Raw genomic sequence first — 15,418 nt, forward strand, 5'->3', positions numbered from 1 at the left:
ATGGCCACCCTGAAGGGCTGGCGCCTTCTGCGGAAGCTCCGCTGCAGCACCAACCGGATCACCGGCATCGTGAAGGCCGTCGTCGTCCTTCACCACGCCTCAACCTGAGGCTGGAAAAGGCTCACTGCCACTGGATCAGGACCGGGCAGCCGCCCGGCCGGGTCGAGGCCGATACGCCGCACAGGCGGCGGCCGATCTCTCGGCCACCACGCGGGCGTGGCGGGCAGAGGTCGCGGCGCACACCTCCCCGTGCAGGGCAGCCTCCCAACCGGCGCCCGGCCCGCGCCCTCGTGGCGCCGTGACGCCGTGCGGCTGCGGCGCGGAAAGCAGGCACGGCCTTCAGCTCTGCCCCGGTCAGACCCAGGTTCATCCCCGCAGGCGCGAGGAGCACTCATCCAGCGGAGGCCGCTCCCCCGCGTACGCGGGTTCATCCCCGCAGGCGCGGGGAGTACGGTCGGTGACCTGCGAGTTTATGTCGAGCCTGGGCCGTTTCCACGTACTTCTGGAGAGTCCGACATTACGTCGGCGGGGTCCGTCGATGCTCGTAAGCCGCCAGCGAGCTGGACGGGTCAACCCGGCGGGGCCACGCAACGAGTACGGCACCGGACATGGACGGCGGCTCCGGGCGCCGGTGCCTATCCATGGGCGCGGTCCCCTCGCGCGAAGGTGAGCGGGAGCGGCGCCCCGGGGGCGTCGAGCCACGGCGTGTGGCGGCCGTCGGCGGTGACCGTCAGTCCGTACCGTCCGACCTCGGGTCGGCCTGCCGCGGCCCACCAGGCGTACGCGGCCTCCACCTCGTCCCACAGGCGCCGCACGCCGAACTGCCGCGTAGCGAAGGCCGCGGACTGGCGCCCGTCCCAGTCGACCGAGGCCCAGCTGGAACCGGTGAGGTCCGCGAGCCACAGCCGTACGGGGGCCTCGGCGCCGCAGGTGTCCCAGGAATGCCAGACCGCCGCAACGGCCAGGCCGATGTGGAACTGCGCGTCGAGGTCCTCCCCCGCGACCGCCCACGGCGAGAGGGCGCTCGTACCGGTAGACGGGATCTGCCCGGGCCGCAGTACGCGGTCCAGGTCGGCCGCCACCCGCTGCGTGGAGATCAGCATGTACGAGCCGTGCGCGGAGAACCGCCCCGCCGCACTCCCGTCCGCGTGCTTGTCGAGGACGAGGGTGCCGTAGCAGACCCACGCGCTGTCCCACGGGGTGACGATGCGGCCGCCGGTCTCGGTCTGCTCCAGCCAGGCGGCGGGGACCGAGCGCACGGAGCAGGTGGCGAGGACGTGGCTGTACGGCGCCAGCGCGGCGCAGCCCTGCGTGCCGTCGGCCGTGACCACCGTGGGGTCGAGAGCTGCGGTACGGAGGGCGCGCGCGGCGAGGGCCGAAAGCTCCGGAACGTTCTCCAGCGTCACCACGGAGCCCCGACGGCACCGGCGGGCCAGCAGGGCGGTGTTGAAGCCGGTGCCGGTGCCGATCTCCAGGACCCGGCTGTCGGCTGTCAGACCCGCGTCCTCCAGCAGCCGCACCACCGTGCTCGGTGCGGACGCGGACGACAGCGGGACCCGGGCGCCGCCGAGCGTCGTGAACTCCGTGACGAGCGGCTGGTCGCTGTAGGCGGCGGCCAGCCACGCCTCTGGGGCCCTACCGCGGTCCAGCGGCCGGTGCCCGCCGCCCCCGTCCCGGACCCATAGGAGACCGGGCAGGAAATCGGCCCGCTCGGTCGCGGCCAGGACGGATGGCCACGGGTCGGCGGCCGGTCGTCCCAGGGTCGCGGCGATCTCCGCCAGGAGACTTTCGGTCCTCACGGTCCCTCCCTCCCTACTTCTGCGGCGGTGGGGGTGGCGGAGGAGGTGGAACGGGTCGGCCGGGTTGGCTTCCGTCGTCGCCGATCGGACTGCGGTGCTTGCCCATGAACTCTCCCTTCGTCTCTTCCCGATGGTGCACGATGCCCGCCCCCGCGCGGGGCGGAAGCCTCAATGTGCGCCCAGGGGGCCCAGCGAACCCAGTGTGCCGACGACGATGACGAGGATGCCGAACACGTTAAGGACGTAAAGCAATTGACGCACCCACTCGCTCACCACCCCCCTCCCCCGAACCTGCCCCGGCCCCGGCCCCTGTTCCTCTTCTTCCTGTCGTGCGCGGCGCCGGGCATGGTGCTCGTACGCTTCGCGGAGCAGGTCCCGGATCACCGCGGCGAGCGCGACCGGCCTCCCCCACTCACCGACAGCCGGATCCTCCCCGTCGAGCCGGACCGCGGCGTATCAGGCCGCAAGCGTCACGTCCGCGCTCGGCGCCCGCCGCCCCCGGCCTGGAAGTGGAATCCGCGTACGCCGTGCGCGACCAGCCCGCCCACGTCGGCGAAGTACGCCGCCCAGCTGACCGCGGCCGCCCCGGTCGGCGGCCGCCCGGCCTGCGGCACTACGTACGCCACACCCCGCGCGAGCCGCGCCTCCCACCCGTCCGTACCGGCCGGTCGCAGACGCAGCAGACCCGCCCGGCGGCCCCGGCACTCACGCCCGCCCCAACGTGTCCGGGGCCGCCGTGCACTCACGCCCGTCGACGCCCCGGACGTACGCGGTCCGCGCGTACGCCTGACGCCCCGCCACCCACCCGACCGGCTCCATCACCACTGCCATCAACTCGCCTGTGCCTTCGGTGTACCGGACGCGTACCTGGTGCAGCAGGGGGTGATCGATGTGGCCAAATGCTCCATCAGGCCTGTGCTCGCGGACCTCCATGTCCGTGCTCCCTACCCTCGTCAGCTGGTGGTAGGACGAGCGTAGATAGTGGGCCTCACCACTCGAAGTGACCCCGAGCGCGGGTAGTTTGGCCGGTGCCCACAGGCAGAGGAGGCGGCATGAGTAGTGACGCGGACGCTGCCACGTTGTTGAGGGTGGGGTTGTCGGACGGTGCGTCAGGGCTTGCCGGGGGCGCTGTCGGTCCTGGGTCGGGTCGCCGTGGTCAGGCCGGTGGCATCGGTGACCTGGTCCCAGATCGAGAAGCGGATGATCATCTCGGTGCGGTGCTCGGGGGCGGTCATGAGGTGGCGTCGGGGTCGGAAGTGGTGAGATGCCGCTGAAGGCGGCCGCGAATCTCTGTGCGGCTCAAGAAGCAGCACTGCCAGGAGATCCAGGCACTTCGCGAAGCCCTGGAACAGGCCCACGGCGAGAACCTCGACCTCCGCCGAGAACCCGCACGCCGCGGCGGCGGCCCCTCGCCACGACCCCAGATCACGGGGCCTCGTTGAGATCAGTCCACGGTCATCATCTTGATCAGCTCAGCATCCGTGACGTCCGACCGGAGCCGGACCGGACGTGGAAGTTATATCCCTCATCGCAGAACACCGTGCGCGGCGTTCGCGCTCATGGCCGTCCAGCGGCGGTGGCGGGCAAGGAGGTCGGGTTCCGCTTCGGGGCCGCCCAGATGAGTCGTCATCTTCGAGGTATTGCGCCGCCGGAGCAGCCAAAAGTCGTTGTCCGCCCAAGGGTGGAGACGCACCCGTCTCGTCGTGTGCATGAGGTGAGGAAACAGTCTGGAGCCAGCGACCCGCACCCGATTTCTTTCGCCATCAGGCGGCAAGGGCAGCTTCGCGTCGGCCGGAACGAACTGTGCAGGCGGCGTCGTTCGTCCTCTCAGAGCACCCGCCCCGAGCTCGACTCAACGAGAGGGCGCGCGGCCCCGTGGCGGCGGTGGCCGCCGCAATCACATGATCGACCGGACTGTTCCTAGCTGAGCAGGCGTTGTCTGATCAGTTCCATTACTTCGGCGCGGGTTCGGGTGCCGTTGTCGGCAGCGTTGAGGTGGTTGCCGATGCGTACGGAAACGGCGAGCAGGCAGCGGACTTCGACCTCGTCCTTGTCGGGGCAGAAGTCGGAGAACAGTGAACGCAGGTAGTCCATGCGGCAGTTGTCGACGCGGCGCAGGCGCTCGGCCACGTCCGTGTCGCGGCGGGCCCAGTCTCGGATGGCCATGTCGGCGGTGGTGCCGCGTACCGGCCCGTCGGTGGCGGCGGCCACCAGCCTGAACAGGCGGTCCAGCCGGGTCCGGGCGTCGCCGCCCTCGCTCTCCACCTGTGCGATCACGCCTTCGGCGACCTCGTACTCCCAGGTGTCGAGCATTTCGGTGAGCAGGGCCTGGCGGTTGCGGAAGTACCCGTAGAAGCCCCCCTTGCTGACACCGAGTGCTTGCGCCAGTGCCTCGATGCGGACGGCGTCGGGGCCGCCTGCCGTCAGGGCGCGCAGGCCCTCCTCGATCCACTTGACGCGTGGGGTGCGGGTCGTGCCCATGGGGTGTGGCTCCTCACGTCTCGGCCGAGTATACGGGAGCGTATAGATAGGTCTAAGCTCGTATCTATACGGCACCGTATAGACAGGGGTCCAGCTCATGCGATTGCCACGAACCGACCACACCCGCCGCCCCTGGCGGATCCACGAGATCGCCGGCGACTTCACGGTCGAGGACGTGTGGGCACTGCCCACGCCCGGCGGCCCCGACGATCTGCCCGAGCTGGTGCGGCAGATGGCCGAGGGAATCCGGGACGGGGTGAACGGAGACAGTCCGCTCTCCCGCCTGCTGTTCGCCGTTCGCTGGAAGCTCGGAGCGCTACTCGGCCTGGACAAGCCCGCGACCGGCATCGGCACCCGTACGGCGTCCCTGCGCGAGCGGCTGCCCGCCGACCTGCGCGACGGGCCACGAGGCCCTGACCTCGGCACGTCCCCGTTCACCTCGCTCTACGAGACGGGTGAGGAGTGGGCCGCCGAGATGGCCAACAAGACCGTGCACGCGGTGCTGCACGTCGGCTGGGTCGCGGACGGCTCGGGTGGCGCGGGCGGCTATCGCGGGCAGTTGGCCGTCCTGGTCAAGCCGAACGGCCTGCTCGGCAGCCTCTACATGCTCGCCATCAAACCGCTCCGGTACGTCGGGGTGTACCCCGCGCTGATGCGCACCATCGGACGCACGTGGCAGGCCAATGCGGCAGGGCGCAGCACGCACTGATCGTGCCCGGCGGCCCTCATCGCTCCTGCCGCTGCGCACCAGCGAGGCGATCGCTCCGGGGGCCACGACGATCGCCGCCCCGAGCGTCGCCAGCAGGATAGGTGACGGTCCGTCATAGTCGATCGCGACATCAGTCGAGGAACCGAAGAGAGCGGCGGCCACCACGAGCAGAACGGAGATACCCAGGACGCCCCTCCCCCATGCCCTGCGGGCGGAAGGAGTCCGCATCGGGAGCAGCGCGATCACCAGCCACGCGACTGCGAAACCCAGCGCTACGGGCAGAATGCCCATTGACCCTCCCCGAGTCAGCTTCAAAGCAGGTTCGATGACGCTGCCTGACTGCAGGGTGGCCGACGGTGGCCCGGGGCACAGCACCACGCCACGGGCCACCGTCGACGGGCCCGGCCTTGGCCCGGCCTCGGGGATGGAACCACCCTCGCACCCCTTCCAGGCCCGGGAGTGAGATGAGGGGCGGCGAGTTCTTCGGCGAGGACGAGGTCGCCCCGTTATGGTGCTCGCATTCGACGCTGGCTGTCAGCAAACCCTGTCAGCAGCCGTCATCGGATCTGATTTGATCGGTGACGCCGCCGGACCCCGGAAAGCTCGAATTCATTGGACGCCCGCCGCCCCTGTCATCATTCGTTCCTTTGACGAAATCAAAGACGCGGAGCCCGAAGATCGGCGCATCCAGGTTAGGCGGGGCCGGGTCGGATGGTCCGGGCACGGAAGGCCTGCCGCCGGGCGTCGCGGCGGCGAACGGGGTGAGAGTTCACCGATCCGTCCTCCGGGTCGGCCACGACCGACGGCGGCGTGGTGTTGCTGTCCTGAGATGGGGCTGTCGGCACGGGCCGGGTAGTGGTGGACCGGTCGAGGGCTTAATCCATTCTGTGCTCGTCTCCTCGGTCGGGTCGGGTCGCCAGACGAAGCGACCATATGCCCCCTGGCAATGAGTTCGATGGCGCCGGCCGGCTCGCCATAAAGAGTCGGACATAGGGAGCGCAATGAGCGATATTCGGAACGGCGGAATGCGTGATACGCCATACAGTCAGCCGTCATGGATTCAGCCGCAAGGCCATGACCTGCCAAGTAAGTCAAGACTTACCTTTAGGGAACTCAGACCGTATGGTGTGGCTCGAAGCAAAGGAGCCCCCTGTTGTCGAAAATGAATGATCCCGCTGTGCGTGCGGTTGCATCGGAGCGGGATTATGTGTCCTCCTTGTATGACTTGCTCACCGAGCGGCTTTCCGAAGCGCGAGTACACCGAGCGAGTGTGCTGAAGGCCCCGGCGAAAAGCGCCGACGAGGCATACGAGAGAGAAATCACCGCAGAGCGTCTGGCCAAGGAAATCGGCCGACTGGAGGGTGCCGATAAGAGTCTGGTCTTCGGGCGTATCGACTGGATGGATGGCACGGCCCTGCGCATCGGGCGGATCGGACTGCATACGGAGGAGGAGGATCTGCCTCTGCTCGTGGACTGGCGCGCGAACGCGGCGCGACCCTTCTACGAGGCGACACCGGTCCACCCGATGGGCCTGCGGCGGCGTCGGCACCTTCGCCTCGAGAAGCGCACGGTCATCTCGGTGAGCGACGAACTGCTGGACGGGACCGCCCCGACCGACGAGGACGTCGTGGGGGACGGCCCGTTGACCGAAGCTCTGTCGGCACGGCGTACGGGCAGCATGCACGCGGCCGTCGCGACGCTGCAGGCTGAGCAGGACGAGATCGTCCGCTCCGCCCACCGCGGCGTGACCGTGGTGCAGGGCGGGCCCGGCACCGGCAAGACGGTGGTCGCCCTGCACCGGGCGGCCTATGTCCTGTACGCGTTCCCGCGCGCCGCGGAGGAGGGTGTCCTGGTGGTGGGCCCGAACGCCCGGTTCCTCGACTACATCTCCCAGGTCCTTCCCTCGCTCGGAGAGAACGACGTCGTTCTGGCGACCTGCCGGGAACTGGCCGGAGTGTCCACGGACACGGTGGACCCGTTCGATACGGCGCGTCTCAAAGGCAGCTCCGACCTCGCCGACGCCTTGGCCGGCCTGCTGCGTGTCCACCAGGCCCCCGCCGGTGACGTCACCGTGCGGATCGGACAGGAACTGGTCCACCTGTCCGGCGAGGAAGTCGCCATGGCACGCGACGCCGCCGTGGCAGCCGCACCGGGACACAACCCCGCACGCCAGGTCTTCAGGGAGCTCTTGGTCGACGCCGTCACCGACGCGATGCAACGAGACATGGGCGACCTCCTGGAGCAGATCGACGCCGATGCCGAAAGGATGACGGGCATCAACCTCGACCGGTTCACGGGAGCCGCCCAGCGCCGTGCCGAAGGTGCGGCCGACTCGGGTCCGGTCCACGAGCTGGACCTGGACGCCATCCGAGCCGATCTCCTCGACGACGCCGCCGTCGACCGAGCGGTCGAGGTGTTGTGGCCGCGGCTGGTACCCGGTGACCTGGTGAAGGCTCTCCTGACGAACGCCGGCGCTCTCGCCGAGCGCCTGCCCCGCCTGACCGCGCAGGAGAGGTCCCTTCTGCTGCGCGGTCCGGACGACCCGTGGACCGATGCCGACGTGCCGTTGCTGGACGAGGCGGCGAGCCTGGTCGACGGCCCCCCCGAGCGGACGTACGGGCACGTCGTCGTCGACGAGGCGCAGGAACTGACCGCCATGCAGTGGCGGATGATCATCCGCCGCTGCCCGGCAAGGGCGATGACGCTGGTGGGTGACTTCGCCCAGGCAGGCCCGGTCGCGACGGCACGCGACTGGAAGGAAGCACTGAGCCCCCACGTCGGACCGCGGTTCACACTGCACAACCTGACCGTCAGCTACCGCACCACGCAGGAGATCCTGGAGAGCGTCCGGGACCTGCTCACGCGGATCGCTCCGGACCAGAAGCCCACCCGGTCACTGCGAAGCGGTGAGAGCCCTCGCACCGTGACCACACGTCCGGACGGGTTGGTCACCGCCGTCGTTCAGGAACTCCGCGCCCAGAGCGCCGCGCACTCGGGCGAGCTTCTGGGAGTGGTCTGCGCGGACACCAGGGTCAGCGAGCTGGCGGCCCAAGGCATCGCTCAGCACGCACGCATCGTGCCGGCGTCCGAAGCGCGCGGCCTGGAATTCGACGGGGTCGTCGTCATGAACCCCGAGGAAATCATCACGGCCCGCCCCGGTGGGGAAAGAGACTTGTACGTAGCCCTGACCCGGGCCACCAAGCGCCTCTGCACCATCACCGTCCAGCCCGCCTGACGACTCGGCGCCCGCGTCGTCGCCGCGGGCGCACCCGCCGCGGGACAGACACCGGCCCGCGCGCACGGGGCTGCTCGCCGCCTCACCGCTCCTTGCCGCAGGCGGCATCATGCGGCCTGGTCCAAGCCGACGATGTTCAGATCGCCTTCGCGCAGCAGGGTGATTGCGGGCTCGCTGCACCGCCGGCGGGTGGTTGGCGGTGCGGGGTGCCGGTTACGCGGCGGACGTGTTGCGCTTGACGGTCAGGGTCTGGGTGTTGGTGAACGCCAGGACGCAGGCGAGGCCGCTTTAGACGCCGAGGCCGGACTGCTTGTGGCCGCCGAAGGGGACCTGGGGGTGCAGGTGCATCGATTCGTTCAGCCACACGGTTCCGGCCTGGAGCTGCTGGGCGACGCGGTAGGCGGCCTGGGTGTCGGTGCCCCAGACGGGAGGCGCCCAGGGCGAACTCGCTGTCGTTGGCGCGGGCGATCGCAAGGGCAGTGTCAGTGTACTTCAGGAGCGGCAGGACGGGCCCGAACTGCTCCTCGCGCACGATGCGGGCGCTGTCCGGGGGGTGTCGACCAGGGTGGGCCGTACGAAGTAGCCGGCGGTCTCCGGGTCGGGCAGGCCGCCGCTGAGGAAGGCGTAGTCCTGGTCGCGGCAGTCGGTCAGCAGGTCCAGCACGGTCTCGTACTGGCGCAGGTTGGAGAGAGGGCCCAGCACGACGCTTTCGTCCTCAGCAGGGTTTCCCATGGTGACGGTGGCGGCGAGTTCGGCCAGTTCGCGGGCCATCTCGTCGTAGATGTCGGCGTGCAGGTAGAGACGCTTGGTGGCCAGGCATATCTGGCCGGTGTTGGCGAAGGCGGCCCAGAACAACTGGGCTGCGGTCTACTTGACGTCGACGTCCGGCAGCACGATCGCCGCGTCGTTGCCGCCGAGCTCAAGGGTGACTCGGGCCAGGGTGGCGGCGGCGCTGGCCATGACGCTGCGTCCGGTCTGGGTGGACCCAGTGAAGCTGATCTTGTCGAAGCCGGGGTGGCTGGTGATGCGCGAGCCCAGCCCGCCGGTGCCGGTGACCACGTTCAGGACGCCGGGGGCAGTACCTCGCGCAGGATTTCGCCGAGCTTGAGGTTGGCCAGCGGGGTGAACGCCGAGGGCTTGAGGACGGCGGTGTTGCCGGCCAGCAGGGCGGGGCTGAGTTTGAACGAAGCCTGTCCGATCGGGTAGTTCCACGGGGTGATGGCCGCTACGACTCCCAGCGGCACATGCCGGGTGACGAGGGGACCGGAACATGGGCGCGTTGGGCTGCGGTGCGTCACCGGGCAGCGTGCCCGGTCCTACCTGAGCCGGCTTCACGACAACTGGGCCAAGGACGCGGCGGCGGCGACCCGGACCAGCCCGGCGCCTTGCGCCCGGTCCTCATCCGTACGGACGCCCGGCTCAGCAGCGTCGTCCGTGGCGCGGGCCCCAGCGGCCACCGCCTAAGACGGTGTGGTCGGCCCGGCGACGGGGTCTGCCGGAGCGCGAACGAACAGCGGCCCTCACAGGCTTCCTCCACACCTACAACCGTCAGCGCTGCCGCTGCCGCAGTCGCAGGTAGACCACATCACTGGGGTCTACAACGTCCCGGGGCCAATACACCTAGCCGGTGACCTGAATGGTGACGGTGTAGGTCTGCTGGTCGGGCGCGCAGGGCTTGGCCTCCCCGCAGCTGGTGCGCTGGGAGGTCAGGTCGGTGGCGCCCGTCGCGCGGGTGGTGAAGGTGGTGCTGACGGTTCCGCAGCCGCCGCCCGGCCGACAGGACGCGGAGGGGGAGGACGAGGGGGTGCCGGTCTGCTGGACCGACTGGGCGGCGGAGCTGGTGACGCCCGACCAGTAGGTGCTGTGAAGGTCGATCCGGATCGTGGCGCCGAGGCCGACGCTCACCGTGCTGTGGTTCGCCCGCTCGTCCAGGACGACCACGGCCGGGCTGGACAAGCTGGTCGGTGGGCTCGAAGGTGAGCCGGGGGTGGTGGTCGGGGCGCAGCCGCCCAGGCCCAGGATGGCGAGCCCGAGGACGGTGGCTCTCTTGATCGACATGGGTGTCTCCTTCTGCTCCTTTTGTTCCTTCGCGCGCCCCACGAGGCGGCCGGCCTGTGCGGATGTGACGTGCGCGGGCGCGGAACGGATCCCTCCCGGGAAGAACGACGGCGCCGGGGTGGCCCGCTTGGCCCACCCCGGCGCTTGTCGGGCGTACTGGGTCAGGAGACGGTCACGTCGTCGTAGTAGGTGTAGGTCGAGTCACCCGCGTAGTTGTCATCGACGTTGGTGAGGGTGAGGGTGTAGCTGTGTCCGGCGGCCAGGTTGCCGGACGCGCTCTTCCAACCGAGGCCGTTGGTGCAGGTCTTGCCGAGGATCGTGGTGGTGGTTCCGGTGGTGTTGTCCTTCAGCGTGGCGGTGGCCCAGTCGTAGGTGACGGTGTCCGGGCAGGTCACGTTGTAGGAGAAGGCGATCTTGCTGGACCCGGAGGGCGCGGTAAAGGTCTGGCTGGCCGAGGAGTTCGTGGTCGGATTGGTCGAGCCCAGCATCGCGCCGTAGCCGCCTGTGTGGGCCGCCGAGGCCGAAGCGGTGGCGGAGCCCGCCGCGGTCCAGCTGCTCAGGTTGCCGGTCTCGAAGCCGCCGTTGGTGACGCCGCCGCCGGTGACGATCCCGTTCTCGGTCCAGCTGAAGGATGTGCTGCCGGAGGCACCGGTGGTGTCGGTCGCGGTGACGGTCACAGAGGAGGTGCCGGAGGTGGTCGGCTTACCGGAGATGAGGCCGCTGGAGCTGATCGACAGGCCAGCCGGCAGACCGGTGGCCGAGTAGGTCAGGGTCTGGCCGGAGGCCGAGTCAGAGCCGCTGATCTGCAGGTTGGCCGCGGTACCGACGGTACCGGTCTGGTTGCCCGGGCTGTTCACCGTGACGGTGTTGCCGTGGGTGAGGATCGAGTGGGAGATCGCGCAGGAGTTGGTGTCGTTGGACCAGCTGGCCTGCTCGGCGAAGGTACCCGCGCCCAGCCTGATGTTGGCGGCGCCACCGGTGGTACCGGGCCTCAGCCAGGCGCACTCGTCGGAGTTCTCCTGGCCGTTGTACGAGCTTCCGGCCACGTGGTTGGTCCAGCCGCCCGCCGGGTTCTGGTCCGACATCATCTCTTGCCACTCGTGGCCGAGCGTCATGGTGTAGCCGTCGAGGGTGCCAGGGGAGTTGACGAACCCGACGCCGCAGTTCGCGCCCTGATCGATGTTGTACGGCTGGTTGGAGAACGCGATGTCGCCGTAGGGCGAGCTCGCCGCGCCGCCGGTCAGCGTGGTGTCACCGTTCCAGTCGTGCCAGGCGCAGTACCCGGTGCTGGGGTTCTGGTAGTCGTCCGGGTTCGTGCCGCGGGGCGAGAGGATCACGTAGTAGGCGTCTCGGTTCGAGGCGGCCGTGGTGTTGCCGAAGTGGGCAGCCGCGTTGACGGCCTCCACGCCGAGCTGGTGGCCCGACGCGCTGGCCGGAGAAGCGGCCGAGTTGTCGTACCAGATACCGGAGAGCACACCGCCGGACTGGTACGGGATGAAGTTGGCGTTCGAGGGGCAAGTGGTCGCGCCCGTGGCTACGTTCGGGCCGTCACACCACTGTGTCAGATCTGCGGACCACAGCTCGCCGCCGGTACCGATGCCCTTGAACATCTGCTGCGCGGCGGGCGCGGCGCCGGACGGATCGCCGCTGAACGTCGCGTTGCCGTTGCCATCGGCGCCCTGGGTGCCCCACTGGGTGCCCAGGAACACAAGGTAGACCTTGGAGTGCCCGCTCTGGACGCCGATGCCGTCGACGCCGCCCCCGTAGGAGAGCGTCTGCTGGCCGGTGGCCGCCGCTGCCGCCTGGTGCTCGATCCGCCACCGCTTCATGGCCGCGTACTGCTGGAGGCCCGGAACCGCACCGTGACGGTACTTGTGCATGTATGACGGTGCGTAGGGGTTGAACTCGTTGGAGATGCCCGGCGCGGTCCCGGTCGGATCGTTCTGGGCCTGGGCCGGAGCCGCGATGCCGACCAGGCCCGCGGCGGCGAGCGCCAGGGTGGCGAGCCCGGTCAGGGCTCTGGACCGCGCAGGGCGGGTCGTGGGGGGTATACCCATGGTTGAGGGTGCCTCTCTCATGCCGACCACCCGCGCGCCTTGTGGGCGTCGGGTGATCACTTGTGGGGATGAGCCGCCGACACTGCGCGCCTGCCGGAAAGCGGGGCCGGAAGGCTGCGCCGCAGGATGAAACGCTGTGTGGGGTGGTCCCGTTGGCGGCTGAGCTGAAGCAAAGCAGAGTTGATGAACACCGGTCAACGCGCGAAGTTAAGGAACAGTTAAAAACAAGTTTCCCAAGGTGAGAGGCGCAGGCTGGAGTAACTACGCGCGTAGCTACGCTAAGCGCGCCCATAAGAACGCCTTTTGACAATGCGTCACTCACTTGGTCCCACGCGTGGTCCCAGTGCAACTCCAAGGAACGGCGCAGAGGCACGACCGACCTGGGCGGGCCGGGGTTCGGTCCGGTGGCGCCCACCCTGCGAGTCCCGCAGCACCTGCCGGTGCGCCAGCGGCACCACACCGTCTCGGTGTTCGAGCGGCACGCCATTGGGCGCGGCGGCGCCCCGGTCCGGCACCGCACCACGCGGGCGGTGATGGTCTGCGGGGATGGGTGGGCGCGTTCCCGATCCGGCTGCCGCCCGGCGCCGTGGGCGTGACCGCCCTGCCGACGCCGCGTCGCCGGCCGCCGCGAGTTCTCAGGCAGCACGCCTGTCCTGGAAATCGCCTTCCGGCCCCGCTGGCGGCCGGACAGATAGCCTCGCTGGAGTACGAGGTGGAGTACGCGCCGGGCCGCGGCCCCGTCACGGACTACCGGCGGGTCGCGCACGCCCGGGCCGACAACGTCGACCTGGTGGTCGAGTTCCGGGGGTGCCCGCGGCCGGGCCGCCTGTGGTGGGCGGCGTGGGACGACTACCAGGGAGGCGCGGTGCTCAGCGGATCCCCGGCACGGCTGGCCCCGGACGGGTCGGTCGGTGCACCGCTTCGTGCCGGGCCGCGACCGAATCCCCGACACGATCCACGCCGCACCCGCCCAGGCCCTGGGACACCTCGCGGCCCGAACCGAGAACGATCCCTGGTCCGCCCATTGGCTGACCCCCGCAGCCACCGACTCCGCGACGGGCCGCGCCTGACTCGCGGTGGAAAGCCCGGTCCGCGCACGCCAGCACATCAACGTCGGCCGGTTGTCACCGACGACGCCCACCCCCGCGACCGGCTCCTCGCGCGTTCGACCTCATCGACTTCGAGCGCCTCGAAGGCGATCTCACCGCCGCACTCACGACCGGCGAAGCAGCTCTCGCCGCCGCTCGGACCGTCGCCCCTCCCGTCCCCACAACGCCTCACCCGCCTCGCCACCACCCCGGACTCCCCACCTTCGCCGAGCGCATCCGGGCGATTTCAACTGACGGGGTCGGCACACTGGGGCCCGTCGCAAGCGACGATCCACGAGGGCGGACACGTCCCTGATGAGTTGTGCCAGGTCCGGCGCGGCGCCTACCAAGGCGCCGCAGCCCAACCCACTACCCTCGGCCCATGACCGACACCTTCGAGCACGCCCCCCAGGTCTGGACAGCGGGAAGACTGCGCTCCGTCCTGGCCGGACTTGCTGACGACACCCCGATCCACGTCGGAGTCGCCGATGCGCCGGGGAACCTCGAGTCGGGGTACGGCGAGTTCGTGCTCGTCGACGCCGAGCCCGTCGAACTGAACCTTGGAAATGGGCCGGAGGTCCAGTTCACCCTGTTCGCCGACGCCAAAGCGGGCGTGTACTACCTCGACGTGGACTGAACGGCGTTGCCGCTGACCAGGAAACCGCAACGACTGTGTTCGCTGTCGAAACGCCTTGATGGATGACAACGGACAGGCCTCGTACGACTGGATGTCCGCCCCTCACCTGTCCCGTCTCAGTTGATCTGCTCCGAAGGGGGGCCGTGAGCTGGAGCGACCAGATCGGTTGAGACGCCTGGTCACCGGCAATCTCAGATGATCGGGTCTGCTTCCGCCGTTTCGAACTGAGGCCGGCCGAGGTCGTCCAGTACAGGCGCCCGTAGGATCACGTGTCCATGGACGCGCACGCAGGAAACGAGATGATCGCCATCCCGCCGGGGCAGATAACGCTGTCGGACCGGCGGACACAGCGCAGGTGGACGGTCGGACTTGCGCCGTACCAACTCGCAACGTTCCCGACCACCCAGGCCCTGTACGAACAGATCACCGGCCAGCGGCCAAGCACCGCCGATGGCGACCAACTGCCCGTCGAGGGCGTTTCCTGGTGGGACGCCATCCGGTTCTGCAACGCGCTGTCCCAACGCGACGGGTTCGAACCCGTGTACCACCTCCACGCCAACGGCGAAGGCGCTGAGTGGGATGCATCCGCCGACGGGTACCGGCTGCCGACCGAAGCCGAGTGGGAGCATGCCTGCCGTGCCGGTACGACCGGGCCGCATTACGGGCCGCTCGACGAGATCGCCTGGTACCGGGGCAACTCGCATGAGCGCATCCACGACGTGGGCGGCAAGCAGGCCAACGCGTGGGGCCTTCACGACATGATCGGCAACGTCTGGAACTGGTGCTGGGACATCTACGACGCGGAGGTCTACGGCACCTACCGGGTACTCCGTGGCGGCGGCTGGTTCGACGAGCACTGGAGCTGCCGGGCCTCCGCGCGGCGCCGCGGTCACCCGAGCTTCCAGGTCGACGACGTAGGGTTCCGCATCGCACGCTCGTCGTGCTGATCCGCGTCGTGTGCGATGACCGATTTGATGAGACGGGACTCAGACGGACCGGACCACCTGAGACGACGAACGAATCAGAGGGGGGTTGACCCCTGGGCCTGGAGGGTGTGTTCGCGGTCCGGGCGTCGACGGTGCGGATGGAGCTCGGCCACGGCGAGACAGACCAGATCCGGGCCGCTGACCACTGGCGGTCTGCCGGGGCATCGTGTTCGCCCGACCTTGTTGTCGAGCTTCAGGTACATTGCGGCCGAAGGGTGTTCGGATCCGTGTTCACAAACGGGTGAATCGCCCCGGGTTTGATGGAGACATCGAAGACCCGGAAGGATGCCGATCATGGCTGCTCCCCGTAAATACCCCGACGAACTGCGTGAGCGCGCGACGCGTCTGGCGGTCGAGGCCCGCAAGGA

Annotated in this window: 11 protein-coding genes and 3 pseudogenes; 5 read left to right on the plus strand and 9 right to left on the minus strand. The window is 69.4% G+C overall.

The annotated features are described in order from the left end of the window. Nucleotides 1–108, plus strand: a pseudogene (locus QMF80_RS36495) (IS5/IS1182 family transposase); the annotation flags it as partial. Nucleotides 109–635: 527 nt separating this feature from the next. Here the strand turns inward: QMF80_RS36495 and QMF80_RS36500 are convergent. From QMF80_RS36500 to QMF80_RS36520, 4 genes and pseudogenes are all read right to left on the minus strand, one after another. Beyond that, nucleotides 636–1,799, minus strand: coding sequence for a methyltransferase domain-containing protein (locus tag QMF80_RS36500; protein WP_283461506.1), 1,164 nt, complete (start codon nucleotides 1,797–1,799; stop codon nucleotides 636–638). Nucleotides 1,800–2,269: 470 nt separating this feature from the next. After that, nucleotides 2,270–2,425 (minus strand): hypothetical protein, encoded by a 156-nt coding sequence (locus QMF80_RS36505; protein ID WP_283461508.1) that lies wholly within the window; start codon nucleotides 2,423–2,425, stop codon nucleotides 2,270–2,272. Between the two features lie 483 nt (nucleotides 2,426–2,908). Beyond that, nucleotides 2,909–3,095, minus strand: a pseudogene (locus tag QMF80_RS36510) (hypothetical protein); the annotation flags it as partial. 624 nt (nucleotides 3,096–3,719) lie between these two features. Then, the gene (locus QMF80_RS36520; protein ID WP_283461510.1) at nucleotides 3,720–4,280 is read right to left on the minus strand and encodes a TetR/AcrR family transcriptional regulator; all 561 of its coding nucleotides are present in this window, start codon (nucleotides 4,278–4,280) and stop codon (nucleotides 3,720–3,722) included. A gap of 97 nt (nucleotides 4,281–4,377) precedes the next feature. Here QMF80_RS36520 and QMF80_RS36525 point away from each other — a divergent pair, with 97 nt between their 5' ends. Next, on the plus strand, nucleotides 4,378–4,989 hold the full coding sequence (locus tag QMF80_RS36525; protein WP_283461512.1) for a DUF2867 domain-containing protein: 612 nt from the start codon (nucleotides 4,378–4,380) through the stop codon (nucleotides 4,987–4,989). Nucleotides 4,990–6,151: 1,162 nt separating this feature from the next. Continuing rightward, the gene (locus tag QMF80_RS36530; protein WP_502962991.1) at nucleotides 6,152–8,224 is read left to right on the plus strand and encodes a HelD family protein; all 2,073 of its coding nucleotides are present in this window, start codon (nucleotides 6,152–6,154) and stop codon (nucleotides 8,222–8,224) included. Nucleotides 8,225–8,512: 288 nt separating this feature from the next. On the opposite strand, the gene QMF80_RS36535 is transcribed toward QMF80_RS36530, so the two are convergent. From QMF80_RS36535 to QMF80_RS36560, 5 genes and pseudogenes are all read right to left on the minus strand, one after another. Continuing rightward, on the minus strand, nucleotides 8,513–8,698 hold the full coding sequence (locus QMF80_RS36535; protein ID WP_283461528.1) for an aldehyde dehydrogenase family protein: 186 nt from the start codon (nucleotides 8,696–8,698) through the stop codon (nucleotides 8,513–8,515). Nucleotides 8,699–8,711: 13 nt separating this feature from the next. Then, a pseudogene (locus tag QMF80_RS36540) lies at nucleotides 8,712–9,522 on the minus strand (aldehyde dehydrogenase family protein); the annotation flags it as partial. A gap of 33 nt (nucleotides 9,523–9,555) precedes the next feature. Further along, a complete protein-coding gene (locus QMF80_RS36550; RefSeq protein ID WP_283461519.1) occupies nucleotides 9,556–9,681 on the minus strand; it encodes a hypothetical protein in 126 nt (41 codons plus the stop codon). 163 nt (nucleotides 9,682–9,844) lie between these two features. Continuing rightward, a complete protein-coding gene (locus QMF80_RS36555) occupies nucleotides 9,845–10,282 on the minus strand; it encodes a hypothetical protein (protein ID WP_283461520.1) in 438 nt (145 codons plus the stop codon). A gap of 161 nt (nucleotides 10,283–10,443) precedes the next feature. Continuing rightward, nucleotides 10,444–12,339, minus strand: coding sequence for an Ig domain-containing protein (locus QMF80_RS36560; protein WP_283461522.1), 1,896 nt, complete (start codon nucleotides 12,337–12,339; stop codon nucleotides 10,444–10,446). A 1,470-nt stretch (nucleotides 12,340–13,809) separates the two neighbouring features. On the opposite strand from QMF80_RS36560, the gene QMF80_RS36565 reads away from it, so the two are divergent. Both QMF80_RS36565 and QMF80_RS36570 read left to right on the plus strand, forming a co-directional pair. Next, nucleotides 13,810–14,064 (plus strand): DUF6225 family protein, encoded by a 255-nt coding sequence (locus QMF80_RS36565; protein WP_283461524.1) that lies wholly within the window; start codon nucleotides 13,810–13,812, stop codon nucleotides 14,062–14,064. 275 nt (nucleotides 14,065–14,339) lie between these two features. After that, on the plus strand, nucleotides 14,340–15,011 hold the full coding sequence (locus tag QMF80_RS36570; RefSeq protein ID WP_283461526.1) for a formylglycine-generating enzyme family protein: 672 nt from the start codon (nucleotides 14,340–14,342) through the stop codon (nucleotides 15,009–15,011). Nucleotides 15,012–15,418: the final 407 nt, after the last annotated feature.

It is taken from the genome of Streptomyces sp. G-G2 (genome assembly GCF_030063135.1).
Taxonomy (GTDB): domain Bacteria; phylum Actinomycetota; class Actinomycetes; order Streptomycetales; family Streptomycetaceae; genus Streptomyces.

Excerpts from the sequence above, each read along its gene's own strand:
- QMF80_RS36520 (WP_283461510.1), bottom strand. The coding sequence starts at position 4,280 with ATGGGCACGACCCGCACCCCACGCGTCAAGTGGATCGAGGAGGGCCTG.
- QMF80_RS36525 (WP_283461512.1), top strand. The coding sequence starts at position 4,378 with ATGCGATTGCCACGAACCGACCACACCCGCCGCCCCTGGCGGATCCAC.
- QMF80_RS36530 (WP_502962991.1), top strand. The coding sequence starts at position 6,152 with ATGAATGATCCCGCTGTGCGTGCGGTTGCATCGGAGCGGGATTATGTG.
- QMF80_RS36555 (WP_283461520.1), bottom strand. The coding sequence starts at position 10,282 with ATGTCGATCAAGAGAGCCACCGTCCTCGGGCTCGCCATCCTGGGCCTG.
- QMF80_RS36560 (WP_283461522.1), bottom strand. The coding sequence starts at position 12,339 with ATGGGTATACCCCCCACGACCCGCCCTGCGCGGTCCAGAGCCCTGACC.
- QMF80_RS36565 (WP_283461524.1), top strand. The coding sequence starts at position 13,810 with ATGACCGACACCTTCGAGCACGCCCCCCAGGTCTGGACAGCGGGAAGA.
- QMF80_RS36570 (WP_283461526.1), top strand. The coding sequence starts at position 14,340 with ATGGACGCGCACGCAGGAAACGAGATGATCGCCATCCCGCCGGGGCAG.